The organism is Klebsiella sp. MISC125, assembly GCF_051131775.1.
Taxonomy (GTDB): Bacteria; Pseudomonadota; Gammaproteobacteria; order Enterobacterales; family Enterobacteriaceae; genus Klebsiella.
Map to the genome: position 1 here is coordinate 2,023,882 of NZ_CP180448.1, position 15,804 is coordinate 2,039,685.

15 protein-coding genes are annotated in these 15,804 nt (G+C 56.8%); 10 read left to right on the forward strand and 5 right to left on the reverse strand.

All coding sequences use genetic code 11. The features are described from left to right. Positions 1 to 2: 2 nt before the first annotated feature. On the reverse strand, positions 3 to 572 hold the full coding sequence (locus ACMYSL_RS09640) for a DedA family protein (RefSeq protein WP_434662409.1): 570 nt from the start codon (positions 570 to 572) through the stop codon (positions 3 to 5). 154 nt (positions 573 to 726) lie between these two features. Between ACMYSL_RS09640 and ACMYSL_RS09645 the strand changes: the two genes are divergently transcribed. Both ACMYSL_RS09645 and pbpG read left to right on the forward strand, forming a co-directional pair. Continuing rightward, the gene (locus ACMYSL_RS09645) at positions 727 to 1,314 is read left to right on the forward strand and encodes a Yip1 family protein (protein WP_110272418.1); all 588 of its coding nucleotides are present in this window, start codon (positions 727 to 729) and stop codon (positions 1,312 to 1,314) included. A 175-nt stretch (positions 1,315 to 1,489) separates the two neighbouring features. Continuing rightward, positions 1,490 to 2,437 carry a D-alanyl-D-alanine endopeptidase gene (gene pbpG, locus ACMYSL_RS09650; RefSeq protein WP_181485598.1) on the forward strand — a complete coding sequence of 316 codons (948 nt, stop codon included), beginning with the start codon at positions 1,490 to 1,492 and terminating at the stop codon, positions 2,435 to 2,437. Between the two features lie 196 nt (positions 2,438 to 2,633). On the opposite strand, the gene ACMYSL_RS09655 is transcribed toward pbpG, so the two are convergent. Continuing rightward, complete coding sequence (locus tag ACMYSL_RS09655) at positions 2,634 to 3,188, reverse strand: GNAT family N-acetyltransferase (protein WP_182207367.1); 555 nt, start codon at positions 3,186 to 3,188, stop codon at positions 2,634 to 2,636. 93 nt (positions 3,189 to 3,281) lie between these two features. After that, positions 3,282 to 5,024, reverse strand: a complete 1,743-nt coding sequence (gene dld, locus ACMYSL_RS09660) for a D-lactate dehydrogenase (RefSeq protein WP_434662413.1) — start codon at positions 5,022 to 5,024, stop codon at positions 3,282 to 3,284. Positions 5,025 to 5,218: 194 nt separating this feature from the next. Here dld and bglX point away from each other — a divergent pair, with 194 nt between their 5' ends. The 5 genes from bglX (at position 5,219) to ACMYSL_RS09685 (ending at position 11,462) form a co-directional block, all read left to right on the forward strand. Further along, positions 5,219 to 7,516: a beta-glucosidase BglX gene (bglX, locus tag ACMYSL_RS09665; protein WP_434662416.1), complete on the forward strand. Its 2,298-nt coding sequence runs from the start codon at positions 5,219 to 5,221 to the stop codon at positions 7,514 to 7,516. A 202-nt stretch (positions 7,517 to 7,718) separates the two neighbouring features. Next, positions 7,719 to 8,636 (forward strand): glycine betaine ABC transporter substrate-binding protein OsmF, encoded by a 918-nt coding sequence (gene osmF / locus ACMYSL_RS09670; RefSeq protein WP_110277425.1) that lies wholly within the window; start codon positions 7,719 to 7,721, stop codon positions 8,634 to 8,636. Positions 8,637 to 8,643: 7 nt separating this feature from the next. Beyond that, entirely contained in the window at positions 8,644 to 9,801 is a 1,158-nt protein-coding gene (locus ACMYSL_RS09675) for an ABC transporter permease (protein ID WP_434662419.1), read from the forward strand. Beyond that, a complete protein-coding gene (locus tag ACMYSL_RS09680; RefSeq protein ID WP_304260564.1) occupies positions 9,794 to 10,741 on the forward strand; it encodes an ABC transporter ATP-binding protein in 948 nt (315 codons plus the stop codon). The genes ACMYSL_RS09675 and ACMYSL_RS09680 overlap by 8 nt, the downstream gene beginning before the upstream one ends. Beyond that, positions 10,725 to 11,462 carry an ABC transporter permease gene (locus ACMYSL_RS09685; RefSeq protein ID WP_182239920.1) on the forward strand — a complete coding sequence of 246 codons (738 nt, stop codon included), beginning with the start codon at positions 10,725 to 10,727 and terminating at the stop codon, positions 11,460 to 11,462. Before ACMYSL_RS09680 ends, ACMYSL_RS09685 begins: the two co-directional genes overlap by 17 nt. On the opposite strand, the gene ACMYSL_RS09690 is transcribed toward ACMYSL_RS09685, so the two are convergent. Together ACMYSL_RS09690 and ACMYSL_RS09695 are read right to left on the reverse strand one after the other, a co-directional pair. After that, the gene (locus tag ACMYSL_RS09690; RefSeq protein WP_004103838.1) at positions 11,437 to 11,550 is read right to left on the reverse strand and encodes a protein YohO; all 114 of its coding nucleotides are present in this window, start codon (positions 11,548 to 11,550) and stop codon (positions 11,437 to 11,439) included. The genes ACMYSL_RS09685 and ACMYSL_RS09690 overlap by 26 nt on opposite strands. A 311-nt stretch (positions 11,551 to 11,861) precedes the next feature. Further along, positions 11,862 to 12,602 carry a MerR family transcriptional regulator gene (locus ACMYSL_RS09695; RefSeq protein WP_434662425.1) on the reverse strand — a complete coding sequence of 247 codons (741 nt, stop codon included), beginning with the start codon at positions 12,600 to 12,602 and terminating at the stop codon, positions 11,862 to 11,864. Positions 12,603 to 12,812: 210 nt separating this feature from the next. On the opposite strand from ACMYSL_RS09695, the gene ACMYSL_RS09700 reads away from it, so the two are divergent. From ACMYSL_RS09700 to ACMYSL_RS09710, 3 genes are read left to right on the forward strand one after another with little or no spacing between them, the layout of a single operon-like run. Continuing rightward, on the forward strand, positions 12,813 to 14,501 hold the full coding sequence (locus tag ACMYSL_RS09700; protein ID WP_182239918.1) for a sensor histidine kinase: 1,689 nt from the start codon (positions 12,813 to 12,815) through the stop codon (positions 14,499 to 14,501). Continuing rightward, positions 14,495 to 15,214, forward strand: a complete 720-nt coding sequence (btsR, locus tag ACMYSL_RS09705) for a two-component system response regulator BtsR (protein ID WP_434662428.1) — start codon at positions 14,495 to 14,497, stop codon at positions 15,212 to 15,214. Before ACMYSL_RS09700 ends, btsR begins: the two co-directional genes overlap by 7 nt. Before the next feature lie 53 nt (positions 15,215 to 15,267). Continuing rightward, positions 15,268 to 15,735, forward strand: coding sequence for a DUF1456 family protein (locus ACMYSL_RS09710; RefSeq protein ID WP_110277433.1), 468 nt, complete (start codon positions 15,268 to 15,270; stop codon positions 15,733 to 15,735). The last annotated feature ends 69 nt before the right edge of the window (positions 15,736 to 15,804 follow it).

Genomic DNA, 15,804 nt, shown 5'->3' on the forward strand with positions numbered 1-15,804 from the left:
CTTCACTCTTTCCTTTTCGCCTCGCGGCGCTTGAGCCACCAGTGCGCCGCAACCACCAGAACGACCACCAGAATCAGCCAGATCCAGTGTTTCAGATGCGCATCCAGATGATGCAACCACGGGCCAATCGCTTCACCGCCGAGATATCCGAGGGTGGTAAAAATTAACGCCCAGATAATCGCGCCGAGAATATTCAGCGGCAGAAAGACCTTTGGCGGCAGGCGGCTGGCGCCAATCAGTAGCGGCCCGATAACCCGAAAGCCGTACATAAAACGGGTGCCAATCACAAACAGATAAGGGCGTCGCTGAATCATGCGTTGGGCTTTCTGAATCCGCTTTTTCTGGCTCGAGAATCGCCGCAGAATGCGCCCGCCAAAGCGTCTGCCAAGTAAGTAAAGCAACTGGTCGCCGATCATTCCGCCAAGGGCGACCGAGACAACCACCAGCCAGAACTTCAATAATCCCTGATGTGCCGCCACGCCGCCGAGCAGAGTGATGGTTTCGCCTTCCGCCATGCTGCCAATGACCAGCGCCGCGTAGCCGTACTGGGAAATCAGGTTATTGATATCCATATAAAGATAAACTCCTTAACACGTCAGTCCCTTAATCATACACCCTGATGATAAAAATGCGGGGAAGAGCATTTTTATCGTTGTACACAAAATAATCTACAAGGTGAATTATACTTGGATCAGTGCTGTACCACGCCGTGACAAGGGGGACGCTATGAACCATGTCTGGGGACTCTTCTCTCATCCTAATCAAGAGATGAGCGTTATCAAAAGTGAAAACGAGACCATTTCGCATCACTATACGCACCACGTGCTGGTCATGGCGGCGGTTCCGGTTATCTGCGCCTTTATCGGCACGACGCAGCTGGGCTGGAACTTCGGCGATGGCACCGTGGTAAAACTGTCGCTGATGACCGGGCTGGCGCTGGCGGTGCTGTTTTATGCCGTTATGCTCGCTGGGGTGGCGGTGATGGGGCGGGTTATCTGGTGGATGGCAAGAAGCTATCCGCAGCGGCCTTCGCTGAAACGCTGTATGGTGTTTGCCGGTTATGTCGCCACGCCGATCTTCCTGAGCGGGATTGTGGCGCTCTATCCGCTGGTATGGCTGTGCGCGCTCGTGGGGACCGTCGCGCTGCTGTATACCGGTTATCTGCTGTATCTCGGCATTCCAACCTTCTTGAGTATCAATAAAGAAGAGGGGTTGAGCTTCGCCAGCTCCACTCTGGCGATTGGGGTGCTGGTGCTGGAAGTGCTGCTCGCCATCACCGTGATTCTCTGGGGTTACGGATATCGACTCTTCTGATTGACTCATTGCCGACATAAATAGGTTTTTATGTCGGCAATGCAGCATTTGTTCACGATTCTTATTAGCCAGCCAGCGTTCTGCCGGGGTATGATGATTTTTGCCAGCGGCGTTACCACCCCAACGCCGCGGCGTACGTTCATAACGTGCAAAAATACTTTTCAGAATGCTCACGATGACCAAATTTCGAGTTTCTTTGCTCAGCCTGACTTTGCTGCTGGCTGTGCCTTTTGCGCCCCAGGCGATAGCTAAAACCCCTGCGGCGGTTACCGCTTCACAGCCGGATATCGCTTCCGGTAGCGCAATGATCGTCGATCTTGCCAGTAAAAAAATCATTTATGCCAGCCAGCCGGATCTGGTTCGCCCGATGGCGTCAATCACCAAGGTGATGACCGCGATGGTGGTGCTGGATGCCCATCTGCCGCTCGATGAGATGCTGAGCGTCGATATCAGCCATACGCCTGAAATGAAGGGTATTTATTCACGCGTGCGCCTGAACAGCGAAATCAGCCGCCGCAATATGCTGCTGCTGGCGCTGATGTCGTCAGAAAACCGCGCTGCCGCCAGCCTGGCGCACCATTATCCGGGTGGCTACGATGCGTTTATTCGTGCGATGAATGCCAAAGCGCAGGCACTGGGAATGACCCGTACCCGTTACGTTGAGCCAACTGGCCTGTCGATTCATAACGTCTCCACTGCACGCGATCTGAGCAAGCTGCTGATCGCCAGCGAACAGTATCCGCTGATTGGTCAACTGAGCACCACCAAAGAGGATATGGCGACCTTTGCTCATCCCGCCTACACGCTGCCGTTCCGTAATACCAACCATCTGGTGTACCGCGATAACTGGAATATTCAGCTGACCAAAACTGGTTTTACCAACGCGGCGGGCCACTGCCTGATTATGCGTACGGTGATCAAAGGGCGTCCGGTGGCGCTGGTGGTCATGGATGCGTTCGGAAAATATACCCACTTTGCTGATGCCAGTCGTTTGCGGACGTGGATTGAAACCGGGAAGGTGATGCCGGTTCCGGCTTCTGCGCTCAGCTATAAGAAGCAGCGTGAAGCGCAAATGGCCGACGCGATGCTGAAAGGCGGCGCGCAGACCGCGCAGAACGATTAACCTGACGTCCCCCGGAGGCGGCGCTGGCGCGCCTGCCCGGGCTACCCGCATACCCAAGCTCCGAACGGTTCCCTCTCCCTTTTGGGAGAGGGTTAGGGTGAGGGGAAATGTGCGCGCGGATGCCCTCACCCCGGCCCTCTCCCGGAGGGAGAGGGAGAAAATCGCCCCGACTTTATTTTCTGTGGTAGGGTGAGGCTTACTCCGGCAGCGTCCAGTCGCCATCGCCGAGAGGGCGCTGCATAATCAACGTATCCCGCCAGTCGCCCATCTTATAGCCAACGCTGCGTAGCTGACCCGCTACGCTAAAACCGAACTTCTTATGAATAGCGATAGACCCGGCGTTGCTGTGCCCGTCGCCGATAATCGCCAGCATTTGTCGCCACGGCCCCTGTTCGCACTTCTCAATCAGGCGGGAGAGCAGGGCGCTACCGATACCGCGCCCCCCCATTCCTGCCTCGACGTAAATCGACTCTTCAAGCGTGTAGCGGTAGGCCGGACGGGGGCGATAAAAGGTGGCGTAGCAGTAGCCGACAATGGTCCCGCGCCACAGAGCAACCAGCCAGGGCAGCCCGTTATCACGCACGTTTTTGATGCGTTTGCGCATCTCATCGACGGTTGGGGGGATCTCTTCAAAGGATGCGCGTCCGTTCAGTACGTGCCAGACGTACAGCGCGGCGATGGCGTGGGCATCATCGGGCAGCGCTTCACGGATCTCTAAGTCAGCGTCATGTAACTTATCCACTGCGGACATGTTGGGTTCCTTTAGCGGGGTTGCCGGAGAGGGGATTTCTCCGGCGTGCAGCGTAATACAGAAGCCCCGCGGCTGAACAGTCCCTCTTGCGGATTATTGCGGTTCGGTCGCGCTCGCGGTGTTATCCGGCGTTTCGCCCCAGTATTTTTGCTTACTGGTTTTACCGATCCCCGGATTCATACTGTTAGTGGGATCGTTTTCGCGATAGAAGCGTTTTAAGCTTTCCGGCGCTTCATACAGATGGCCGACGTTATGCTCTGCCGGATACTGAGCGCCGCGCTCCTTCAGCAGAACCAGCATTTTCTCTTTCAGCTCGTGGGCATCGACGCCTTTTTTCACGATGTAATCCTGATGGAAAACGTGGCACATAAAGTGACCGTAATAGAGCTTATAAACCAGTTGGCTGTCGATCTCGGCGGGAAGATGCTCAAACCATTCGGTATCGTTACGCCGCAGGGCGATATCCAGCGCCAGAATATCTTCCACTTCATCGGCATGAACCGCCTGATAGCGGATTGCCGCGCCCGCTGCGGCGAAGCGGTGCAGGAAAGCCTTGCTGCCTTCTTCCGCGGTACAGGCAAAGAAATCACCCTCGGCGTTTTTGAAATATTCGCCAAGCCATGTCTGAGCCTCTTCGATACCATCGCCTGCCATCTTCAGCAGCAGATGGTGTTCGTATTTATCGCGCCAGGTTTTCATCCGCTCCGGCAGGTGTGCCGGGAAAACGTGTCCCAGCTTTTGCATAAAGCGGTCGGTGAAGTGCGGCTTAAACAACGACACCTTCTCCAGCATCGCGTCGGTACGGCCCTTCATAGTGAAGAAGAACGGCATTTTATCGGTGCCGAGCTTGTCGATCATCAGGAAGGTATCTTTGCCGTACTGCTCGGCGATATCGTAAATATCGCGGTGCATGTACTCGCCCGCCACCGGCAGGTTACTGAACTCCGCCAGAATATGGCGGCGAATTTCGGTGAGTACGTCAGGCTGATTAGTGCCGATATAAAACACCTGCTGGCGTTTCTCTGCCGGGAAGGTGTCCAGGCGTACGGCGAATACCGCCAGCTTTCCGGCGCAGCCTGAAGATTCAAACAGGCGATCCGGGTCGGCGTTGTAGCGCGCCGGGGTATCGGCATTCACGTCGCGTACGCGGGTGACGTAATCATGATCGTGAGCATGACGGCCGTCATGGCGCACGTTCTCATCTTTAACCCGTTCGTCATCGAGGCAACTGAGGATCTGCTCCGGCGTGGTGCCCAGATCGATACCCAGATGGTTGACGAGGCTGAGCTTGCCGTTTTCATCGATCTGGGCAAACAGCGACATCTCGGTATAAGCCGGGCCGCGCTGTACCAGCGAGCCGCCGGAGTTGTTACAAATCCCGCCAACCACCGACGCGCCGATGCATGACGAGCCAATCACTGAATGCGGTTCGCGACCAAACGGCTTCAGCGCTTTTTCCAGCGAATAAAGGGTTGTGCCGGGGTAAGCCAGCACCTGCTCGCCTTTATCCAGTAGATGTAGTTTATCCAGACGCAGGGTGCTGATAATGACGATTTCGCGGTCATAATCATTGCCGCTGGGGGTTGAGCCTTCGGTCAGACCGGTATTGGCGGCCTGCATCAGAATAATTTTATCCGCGGTGACACAAGCGCTCAGCACACGCCACAGTTCCAGCAGCGTACCGGGGAAGACCACCGCCAGCGCCTCGCCCTGGCCGGAGCGGAACCCCTTGCGATAGCGCTGCGTTTTGGCCGGGTCGGTCAGCAGATGCGAAGAACCAACCAGGCGGGTGAGTTCTGCCAGAAAGGCGTTGTTATTTGTTGTTGCAGATGACATGTTCCACTCCTTGTGGTGGTACAAAATAATCAGCTTTAAGAATAGCCCTTTGTATGACAATTTCATGCATCAATGTTTCGAAAAATCAGAGAATAACGCGCGCTTTCTCCAGGCGTCTCGTTTATGTTTATGGCAAACTTCGGTTTTTGCTATCTTTTCGCCGATATATCCGACTGGAACAATGAGGGATAAAAATGAAATGGCTCTGTACTGTAGGCGTCGCTGTGAGTCTGGCGCTGCAACCCGCGCTGGCGGATGAATTGTTCGGCAATCATCCCTTAACGCCGCAGGCGAGGGATGCGTTTGTGACGGAACTGCTGACCAAAATGACGGTGGATGAAAAAATCGGTCAGCTGCGCTTGATTAGCGTCGGCCCGGATAACCCGAAAGAAGCCATCCGTGACATGATTAAAGAGAGTCAGGTGGGGGCGATATTTAACACCGTCACCCGCCATGATATTCGTACTATGCAGGATCAGGTGATGGCGTTGAGCCGCCTGAAAATCCCGCTGTTCTTCGCCTATGATGTGCTGCACGGTCAGCGCACCGTCTTCCCGATTAGCCTTGGCCTGGCTTCCTCTTTTAACCTCGATGCGGTCAACACCGTCGGGCGAGTATCCGCTTATGAAGCAGCTGACGATGGTCTGAATATGACCTGGGCGCCGATGGTCGATGTCTCCCGCGACCCGCGCTGGGGCCGTGCTTCCGAAGGTTTCGGGGAAGACACCTACCTGACCACCGTGATGGGCCGGGCGATGGTTGAGTCAATGCAGGGCAAAAGCCCGGCGGACAGGTACTCGGTGATGACCAGCGTCAAGCACTTTGCCGCCTACGGCGCGGTTGAGGGCGGCAAAGAGTACAACACCGTCGATATGAGCCCGCAGCGCCTGTTCAATGACTATATGCCGCCATACAAAGCGGGGCTGGATGCGGGAAGCGGGGCGGTAATGGTGGCGCTGAACTCGCTCAATGGCACCCCGGCGACCTCCGATGCCTGGCTGTTGAAGGACGTGCTGCGCGACCAGTGGGGCTTTAAGGGCATCACCGTGTCTGACCATGGGGCCATCAAGGAACTTATCAAACACGGCGTGGCGTCCGACCCGGAAGACGCGGTGCGTGTGGCGCTGAAGTCCGGCATCAACATGAGTATGAGCGACGAATACTACAGCAAGTACCTGCCAGAGCTGGTGAAATCCGGCAAGGTAACAATGGCGGAGCTGGATGACGCCACCCGTCACGTGCTGAACGTCAAATATGATATGGGCCTATTTAACGACCCGTACAGCCATCTGGGGCCGAAAGAGTCTGATCCAGAGGATACTAACGCCGAAAGCCGTCTGCATCGCAAAGAAGCCCGTGAAGTGGCGCGCGAAAGCCTGGTGCTGCTGAAAAACCGTCTCGACACGCTGCCGCTGAAAAAATCGGGCACTATCGCGGTGATTGGCACTCTGGCCGATAGCAAGCGCGACATGATGGGCAGTTGGTCTGCGGCGGGCGTTGCCGACCAGTCGGTAACCGTGCTGACCGGCATCCAGAATGCACTGGGCGACAAAGGCAAGGTTATCTATGCCAAAGGCGCTAACGTCACCAACGATAAAGGCATCGTCGACTTCCTCAATCTGTATGAGAAAGCGGTGCAGGTCGACTCGCGTTCGCCTCAGGAGATGATTGATGAAGCGGTAGCAGTGGCGAAGCAGTCCGACGTGGTGGTTGCCGTGGTGGGTGAAGCGCAGGGCATGGCCCATGAAGCCTCCAGCCGCACCGACATCACGCTGCCGCAGAGCCAGCGTGACCTGATTAGCGCGCTAAAGGCAACCGGCAAACCGTTAGTGCTGGTGTTGATGAACGGTCGTCCGCTGGCGCTGGTGAAAGAAGATCAGCAGGCTGATGCCATGCTGGAAACCTGGTTTGCCGGTACCGAAGGCGGAAATGCGATCGCCGATGTGCTGTTCGGCGACTATAACCCGTCGGGCAAGCTGCCGATGTCCTTCCCGCGCTCGGTCGGACAGATCCCAACCTACTACAGCCATCTCAACACCGGTCGTCCTTATAATGCCGATAAGCCAAACAAGTACACCTCGCGCTATTTTGACGAGGCTAACGGCCCGCTCTATCCGTTTGGCTACGGCCTGAGCTATACCACCTTTAGCGTTTCCGACGTGAAAATGTCAGCACCGAGCATGCAACGCGACGGCAGCGTGACCGCCAGCGTGCAGGTGACCAACACCGGCAAGCGCGAAGGGGCAACGGTGATTCAGCTTTATCTGCAGGACGTCACCGCTTCCATGAGTCGTCCGGTGAAAATGCTGCGCGGCTTTAAGAAGGTGACGCTCAAGCCCGGTGAGACGCAAACCGTCAGCTTCCCGATTGAGCTTGATGCGCTGAAGTTCTGGAATCAGCAGATGAAGTACGACGCCGAACCGGGCAAATTCAACGTCTTTGTTGGCGTCGATTCCGCCCGCGTTAAGCAGAGCGAATTTGAGCTGCTGTAATAGAGGAAACTGCGGGTTCCGTAGGCCGGGTAAGGCGCTAGCCGCCACCCGGCAGAAATGCGAGCACAATATCTAATGCGAGTTTGTTATAAATCCTAAAGGCCGATTAATCGGCCTTTTCTTTTTTCCTCGACGCCTCAAATGAACTAAGCTTTTCTCTTAAGCTCCTGTAAATGGAGCGCAAATTAATGAGGGATGCGGGATGATAAAGGCAAGCAAATGGTCAGGTGCGCTGGCGCTGACGGCCCTGATAAGCCTGCCGTTGCAGGCGGCGGAGCCGGTTAAGGTTGGCTCGAAAATCGACACCGAAGGGGCGCTGCTCGGCAATATTATTTTGCAGGTGCTGGAAAACCACGGGGTAAAGACTGTCAACAAAGTCCAGCTCGGCACCACGCCTGTGGTGCGCGGGGCAATCACTGCTGGTGAGCTGGATATCTATCCGGAATATACCGGCAACGGCGCATTCTTCTTCAAACTAGAGAACGATCCGGCTTGGAAAAATGCCCAGCAGGGCTATGAGAAAGTCAAAAAGCTGGATGCGGAAAAGAACAAACTCATCTGGCTGACCCCGGCTCCGGCCAACAACACCTGGACTATCGCCGTGCGTCAGGACCTGGCGGAGAAAAATCACCTCACCTCATTAAGCGACCTTGCCAGCTACCTGCAAAAGGGCGGCGAGTTTAAGCTGGCCGCCTCGGCGGAATTTATCGAACGCCCGGACGCGCTTCCGGCGTTTGAAAAAGCTTACGACTTTAACCTCAAGCAAAACCAGCTGCTGTCGCTGGCGGGTGGCGATACGGCGGTCACCATCAAGGCGGCGGCACAGCAAACTTCCGGTGTAAATGCGGCGATGGCCTACGGTACCGATGGCCCGGTTGCCGCGCTCGGGCTGCAAACTCTGAGCGACCCGAAAGGCGTGCAGCCGATTTATGCTCCAGCTCCCGTCGTGCGTGAGGCCGTGTTAAAGGAATATCCGCAGATAGCTGAATGGTTACAGCCGGTATTCGCCAGCCTTGATGAAAAAACGCTACAGCAGCTGAATGCAAGTATTGCGGTGGAGGGCCTGGATGCGAAGAAAGTCGCTGCCGACTATCTGCAACAAAAAGGGCTGCTGAAGTAGAACTCGCGTGACGATTCGTTGTTATAACCGCGTTGCGTTGCTGCTGTCGTTTTTACTGCTGCTGGTGATGGCGCTGCCGTTTATCAATTATGCTCCTAACCGGCTGTTATCCGGCGAGGGGCGCTGGCTGTGGCAGGTCTGGCCGTCACTGGCGGGTGTGCAAGTGGCGGCGGCGCTGTTGATTTCTTTCCTGTGCTGGCGTCCTGGACGTCTCCCTCTGCTGTTTATCTTTCTGCTGGCGGATCTGCTGCTGCCGCTTTTGCTATGGGGCGCTGGTCAGGCGGCGGTTGAACTGGCGCGTAGCGGTTCACCGTTAGCCCGAACTTCACCCGGAAGCGGTCTGTGGTTGGCGCTGGCGCTCTGTCTGCTGATCGCCAGTGATGCCGTTCGCCGCCTGACGCCGCGCACGCTTTGGCGCTGGCTGCTGAATGCGCAAATCTGGCTGCTGCCCGGACTGCTGCTGTGGCTGGGCGCACTGGACGGCCTGTCGCTACTCAAAGAGTACTTCAACCGCCAGGATGTTTTTGACGATGCGCTGTATCAGCATCTCACGCTGCTGTTTGGCACCCTGCTGCCAGGGCTGCTGATTGGGTTGCCCATTGGCATTTGGGTCTGGCGGCATCCCCGCTGGCAATCGCCGGTTTTTGCCGTTCTCAACGTGATTCAAACCGTTCCCTCGGTGGCGCTGTTCGGCCTGCTGATCGCGCCGCTTGCCGGATTAGCCAGCCAGTTCCCGTGGATGGCGCAGCTTGGCGTTTCCGGCACCGGCATGACGCCTGCTTTGATTGCGCTGGTGCTGTATGCGCTCTTGCCGCTGGTGCGCGGAGTGGTGACCGGATTGCAACAGGTGCCGCGCGAAGCGCTGGAAAGCGCCGTGGCGATGGGGATGAACAGCGGTCAGCGTTTTCGCCTGGTGCAGCTGCCGCTGGCGCTGCCCGTATTATTGCGCAGCCTGCGGGTAGTGAGTGTGCAAACCGTCGGCATGGCGGTGGTGGCGGCGTTAATTGGCGCGGGCGGCTTTGGCGCGCTGGTCTTCCAGGGATTGCTGAGCAGCGCGCTGGACCTGGTACTGTTGGGGGTGATCCCGACCATCGCGCTGGCGGTGGTGGTGGATGCGCTATTCGCGCTGTGGGGCGCATTACTGAAAGGAGAGGCCCGTGATTGAGTTCGACGGCGTCAACAAAGCCTTTGCCGGACAGCCTGCGGTTAAAAACCTTAATCTGCATCTGCGCGAAGGGGCATTTTCGGTGCTGATTGGCACCTCCGGCTCGGGTAAATCGACCACGCTGAAGATGATCAATCGGCTGGTGGAGCATGATAGCGGCACGATCCGTTTCGCCGGGCAGGATATTCGCCAGCAGCCGGTTCTGGCGCTGCGCCGCAGGATGGGCTACGCCATCCAGTCTATTGGTTTGTTTCCCCACTGGACGGTGGCGCAGAACATTGCCACCGTTCCGCAGTTGCAAAAGTGGTCTCAGCAGAAAACGCAGGCGCGGGTTGATGAGCTGATGGCGCTGCTGGGGCTGGAGCCTGGTCTGCGCGAGCGCTATCCACACCAGCTTTCCGGCGGTCAGCAGCAGCGCGTCGGCGTGGCGCGCGCCCTGGCGGCCAATCCGGAAGTTTTGCTGATGGATGAACCTTTTGGCGCGCTCGACCCGGTGACGCGCGAAGCGCTACAGCAGGAGATGATCCGCATTCACCGCCTGCTGGGGCGCACGATTGTGCTGGTGACCCACGATATCGACGAAGCCCTGCGGCTGGCGGATCATCTGGTGCTGATGGACGGCGGCGAAGTCGTGCAGCAGGGCGAACCGTTGCAGATGCTGCTCGAGCCGAAAAATGCCTTTGTGCAGACCTTCTTTGGCCGCAGCGAACTGGGCGTGCGCCTGTTGTCGCTGCGCGGCGTCGGTGATTATCTGCGCCGGGATGAGCGCCTGGCGGGCGATGCGCTAAATGTAGCGATGACCCTGCGCGAGGCGCTGTCGCAGTTTGTTGCCCATCGCCGCGAGGTGCTGCCTGTGGTTGATGAGCAGGGGCAGGCCTGCGGGACGCTGCATTTTGCCGACCTGCTGCGCGAGGAGGTCCGGCGTGAAAGTTCTGCGTGATCCGCTGCTGTGGCTAACGGGAATGTTTATCGCGCTGTTGCTGGTGCTGCCCTACAGCGCGCCGCTGTTCAGCACGTTGTTTCCCGAGCTACCGCGTCCGGTCTATCAGCAGGAGAGTTTTGTTTCGCTGACCCTGGCGCACTTTTGGCTGGTGGCGCTCTCCAGCCTGGCGGCGACGGTTATTGGCGTCGGGGCCGGGATTGCGGTGACGCGTCCGGCGGGCCAGGAGTTTCGCCCGCTGGTGGAGACGATTGCTGCAATGGGGCAAACATTTCCGCCGGTGGCGGTGCTGGCGATTGCGGTGCCGGTGATGGGATTTGGCTGGCAGCCCGCGCTGATTGCGCTGGCGCTATACGGCATATTGCCGGTTTTGCAGGGGACGCTGGCCGGGCTCGGGGCGGTGCCATCCGGGGTATTAACGATCGCCCAGGGGATGGGGATGAGCGGCTGGCAGAGGTTGATAAAAGTCGAGCTGCCGCTGGCGGCGCCGGTGATGTTGGCCGGTATCCGCACGTCGACCATCGTCAATATTGGTACGGCAACCATCGCCTCAACGGTGGGAGCGAACACGCTCGGCACGCCGATTGTTATCGGTCTGAGCGGGTTTAATACCGCTTATGTCATTCAGGGGGCGCTGCTGGTGGCGCTGGCGGCGATTATCGTCGACCGCGGTTTTGAACGGCTGAACCGACGAATCAGCCGACACCGCCGCGAACAATAAACGAGTAACCGGCCAGCATCACGCCGCCGATCCCACTGATCGCCATGAATAAGAATAGGGTAATAACCGCAATTTTCGCTGGCTTCATAATAGGCTCCTGATGTTAACGGAGAGATTATACGGTGAAGCGCAGGTGTTAATGAAACATTAATTGCTTTTTAGCTACGACAATAACCCCGGCTCGCGCTGCGCTTAGCCAGGCTACAAGTTCGTGCGGCCTGAATTGGGTTGCCCGGACAAGGTGCATCAAGCGCCGCCTCCGGGATTTCTGCTGCTCTCAATCCTCTGAGATTATCCCTCCCGGTGGCGCTGCGCTGACCGGGCTACAGGTTTACAGTTGTCTGCGGGCTGGTAGCCCGGACAAGGCGCGTCAAGCGCCGCCTCCGGGAAAATATGCGCCTATGATGCCGCAGAGTTATTGAGCCAGATAACCTGGCCCTGCTGCTCCCACAGACGCATTTGCTCTTGCTGGGAGCTGGCGGGAACATCACCACACCAGACCATCAACGTGCTGTCGGGGAAAAGCTCCGGGCGAATCTGGGTCAACGAATGAGCGAGGATATCAACCTGCCAGCCCTGCTCGCAGGCTATCCAGCCTTCCAGCCAAAGCCGGGTAAGATCGTTAATATTCCAGCCAATCACCAGCGCATGGCTACCCGGCTGTTTGGCAGCAGATGACAGGCTTCGGGCGACATGATTGATAAGAATGCCGTCAAGAATACCTCGCAGCGCCAGCAGCGTTGGTTGCGGGCTCAACAGGCGCTGGCGTAGGGGATTAATCAGGTGCTTGATCAGGATGTGTGCAGATTCGCTGCGGCTGCGCTCTTTAAGCCACAGGCGCAAACGGTGATAGCTACCATTTTGTAGAAACCCTAGCAGGAGCTCCTGCTGCTCGCGCCAACCATCGGCGACCTCCTGCTCGTTATCCATCAACAGCGTTTTGACTTTCCCCACCTGCACACCAGAGTCAATCCAGCGCTTAATCTCGCGAATGCGGTCTATCTCGAACTCATTAAATAATCGGTGCCCGCCGTCGGTACGCTGGGGTTTGAGTAATCCGTAGCGCCGTTGCCAGGCGCGTAAAGTCACGGGATTGATGTCACAAAGCTGCGCGACCTCACCAATTGTATAAAGCGCCATTCTCTCCTCCCGCCGTGTTCTCCTCTATTAACTGTAGAAGCAGTTTGCTGAAGGGGAAAATATTGCTCTTTTTTTATACAGACTCTGCCGAGCGTAACGGCAAGAAGTGTGATCTCGCCCGTGAATTATCATTTTCTTGTATTGCTTCAAAGAAAGTTATAAGCAGGCAGTGTATGTTACGCGCTTTCAAGTGAAGTGTGGTCTGCGGGTATGTACGAGTTTGATCTGGTGTTGCTGCTGCTTCAGCAGATGTGCGTGTTTTTGGTCATCGCCTGGTTGATGAGCAAAACGCGACTGTTCATCCCCTTAATGCAGGTCACCGTTCGCCTGCCGCACAAACTGTTGTGCTACGTTACCTTCTCTATTTTCTGCATTCTGGGTACCTATTTCGGCCTGCATATCGAAGACTCGATCGCCAATACGCGCGCCATCGGTGCGGTGATGGGCGGCCTGCTAGGTGGCCCGGTTGTCGGCGGGCTGGTGGGGCTGACCGGCGGGCTCCACCGCTACTCGATGGGCGGCATGACGGCATTAAGCTGTATGGTGTCCACCATTGTTGAAGGGCTACTTGGCGGTCTGGTACACAGCATTCTGGTGAAACGCGGGCGGCCGGATAAAGTCTTCAGCCCGCTGACCGCTGGCGCTATCACCTTCGTTGCCGAAATGGTGCAGATGCTGATTATCCTGCTGATCGCCCGTCCGTTTCAGGATGCCCTGCATCTGGTGCAGAGCATCGCTGCGCCGATGATGGTCACCAATACCGTCGGCGCGGCGCTGTTTATGCGCATCCTGTTGGATAAGCGGGCGATGTTTGAGAAATACACCTCTGCGTTCTCGGCTACGGCGCTGAAGGTTGCCGCCTCTACGGAAGGGATACTGCGCCAGGGGTTTAACGAAGAGAACAGCATGAAGGTGGCGCAGGTGCTTATTCAGGAGCTGGATATCGGCGCGGTGGCCATCACCGATCGCGACAAGCTGCTGGCGTTTACCGGGATCGGCGACGATCACCATCTGCCCGGCAAACCGATCTCTTCCCTGTATACCCAGAAGGCGATTGATACTGGCGAAGTGGTCTATGCCGATGGCAATGAAGTGCCTTATCGCTGCTCGATTCATCCCAACTGTAAGCTGGGATCCACGCTGGTTATTCCGCTGCGCGGTGAGAATCAGCGGATCATCGGCACCATTAAGCTGTATGAAGCGAAAAACCGGCTGTTTAGCTCTATCAACCGAACGCTGGGGGAGGGGATTGCGCAGCTGCTGTCAGCGCAGATTCTGGCCGGTCAGTATGAGCGGCAAAAGGCGCTGCTGACCCAATCGGAGATTAAGCTGCTGCATGCTCAGGTGAACCCGCACTTCCTGTTTAACGCGCTGAATACGTTAAAGGCGGTGATTCGCCGCGACAGCGACCAGGCCGGACAGCTGGTGCAATATCTGTCGACTTTTTTTCGCAAAAACCTCAAACGGCCAGCGGAAATCGTCACCCTGGCAGATGAAATTGAACATGTGAACGCCTATTTGCAGATTGAGAAAGCGCGTTTTCAGGCCAATTTACAGATTCAAATGCTGGTGCCCGAGGCACTGGCGCAGCATCATCTTCCGGCTTTTACCCTGCAACCGATAGTCGAAAATGCGATTAAACACGGCACTTCGCAGCACCTTGGCGTCGGCGAAATCACCATTCGCGCGAGCCAATATGAGCGCTGGCTACAGCTGGATATTGAAGATAACGCCGGGCTTTACCAGGATAAACCCAGCGCCAGCGGGCTGGGAATGAACCTGGTTGACCGACGACTGCGGGCGCGCTTCGGTGCCGACTGCGGAATAACCGTCACCTGCGAACCGGAGTGTTTTACCCGCGTTACGCTGCGACTGCCTCTGGAGGAGAACGCATGTTAAAAGTTTTAATTGTCGACGACGAGCCGCTGGCGCGTGAAAATCTGCGTATCTTGCTGGAGACCCAGCCTGATATTGAGATCGTCGGCGAGTGCCGGAATGCCGTAGAGGCAATTGGCGCGGTGCATAAACTGCGCCCGGACGTGCTATTTCTGGATATTCAGATGCCGCGGATCAGCGGCCTCGAAATGGTCGGCATGCTCGACCCGGAACATCGACCTTATATCGTCTTCCTGACTGCTTTTGATGAATACGCGGTGAAAGCGTTCGAAGAGCACGCGTTTGATTATTTGCTCAAGCCGATTGAGTCCACGAGGCTTGAGAAAACGCTGGCCCGCCTGCGCCATGAGCGCAGCCTGCAGGATATGACCGTCCTCGACGATACCCAGCAGGCGCTAAAATATATCCCCTGCACCGGCCACAGCCGGATCTGGTTATTACAAATGGAAGACGTGGCGTTTGTCAGCAGCCGAATGAGCGGTATTTACGTCACCGATAGCGAAGGGAAAGAGGGATTTACCGAGCTGACTCTGCGCACGCTGGAGAGCCGAACGCCGCTGCTGCGCTGTCATCGCCAGTATCTGGTCAATATGGCCCACCTTAAGGAGATCCGCCTGGAGGAGAACGGCCAGGCGGAACTGCTGATGCGCGCCGGGCAAACGGTGCCGGTCAGCCGCCGCTATCTGAAAAGCCTGAAAGAGGCGATTGGGCTGTAAAACGGCGGAATCGTGGTAGACTTAGCGCCAGAATTTTTCATCATGAAGGCATTATGATCAGTAACGATATCTTACGTAGCCTGCGCTACATCCTGAAAACCAACAATAACGGCCTGGTGCGCATTTTTACTCTGGCAGATGCGCCGGTGAGTGCAGAGCAACTGGTACCGTGGCTGAAAAAAGAAGACGAAGAAGGGTTTGCGCGCTGCCCGGACATCGTGCTGGCGAACTTCCTCAATGGCCTGATTTACGACAAACGCGGTAAAGATGAATCCGCACCGCCGCTGGCGGTTGAGCGCCGGGTGAATAATAACATCGTGCTGAAAAAACTGCGTATCGCCTTCTCCCTGAAGACTGATGACATTCTCGCTATCCTTACCCAGCAGAAATTCCGCGTTTCAATGCCGGAGATCACCGCCATGATGCGCGCGCCGGACCATAAAAACTACCGTGAATGCGGTGACCAGTTCCTGCGTTACTTCCTGCGCGGCCTGACCGAACGCGCGCACGCGAAATCCTGATATGCTTCCCCGGCTTGCGGCGTAAACGCCTTAGCCGGGCTACCCGAAGGCACAGCCCACCGGGAAGAA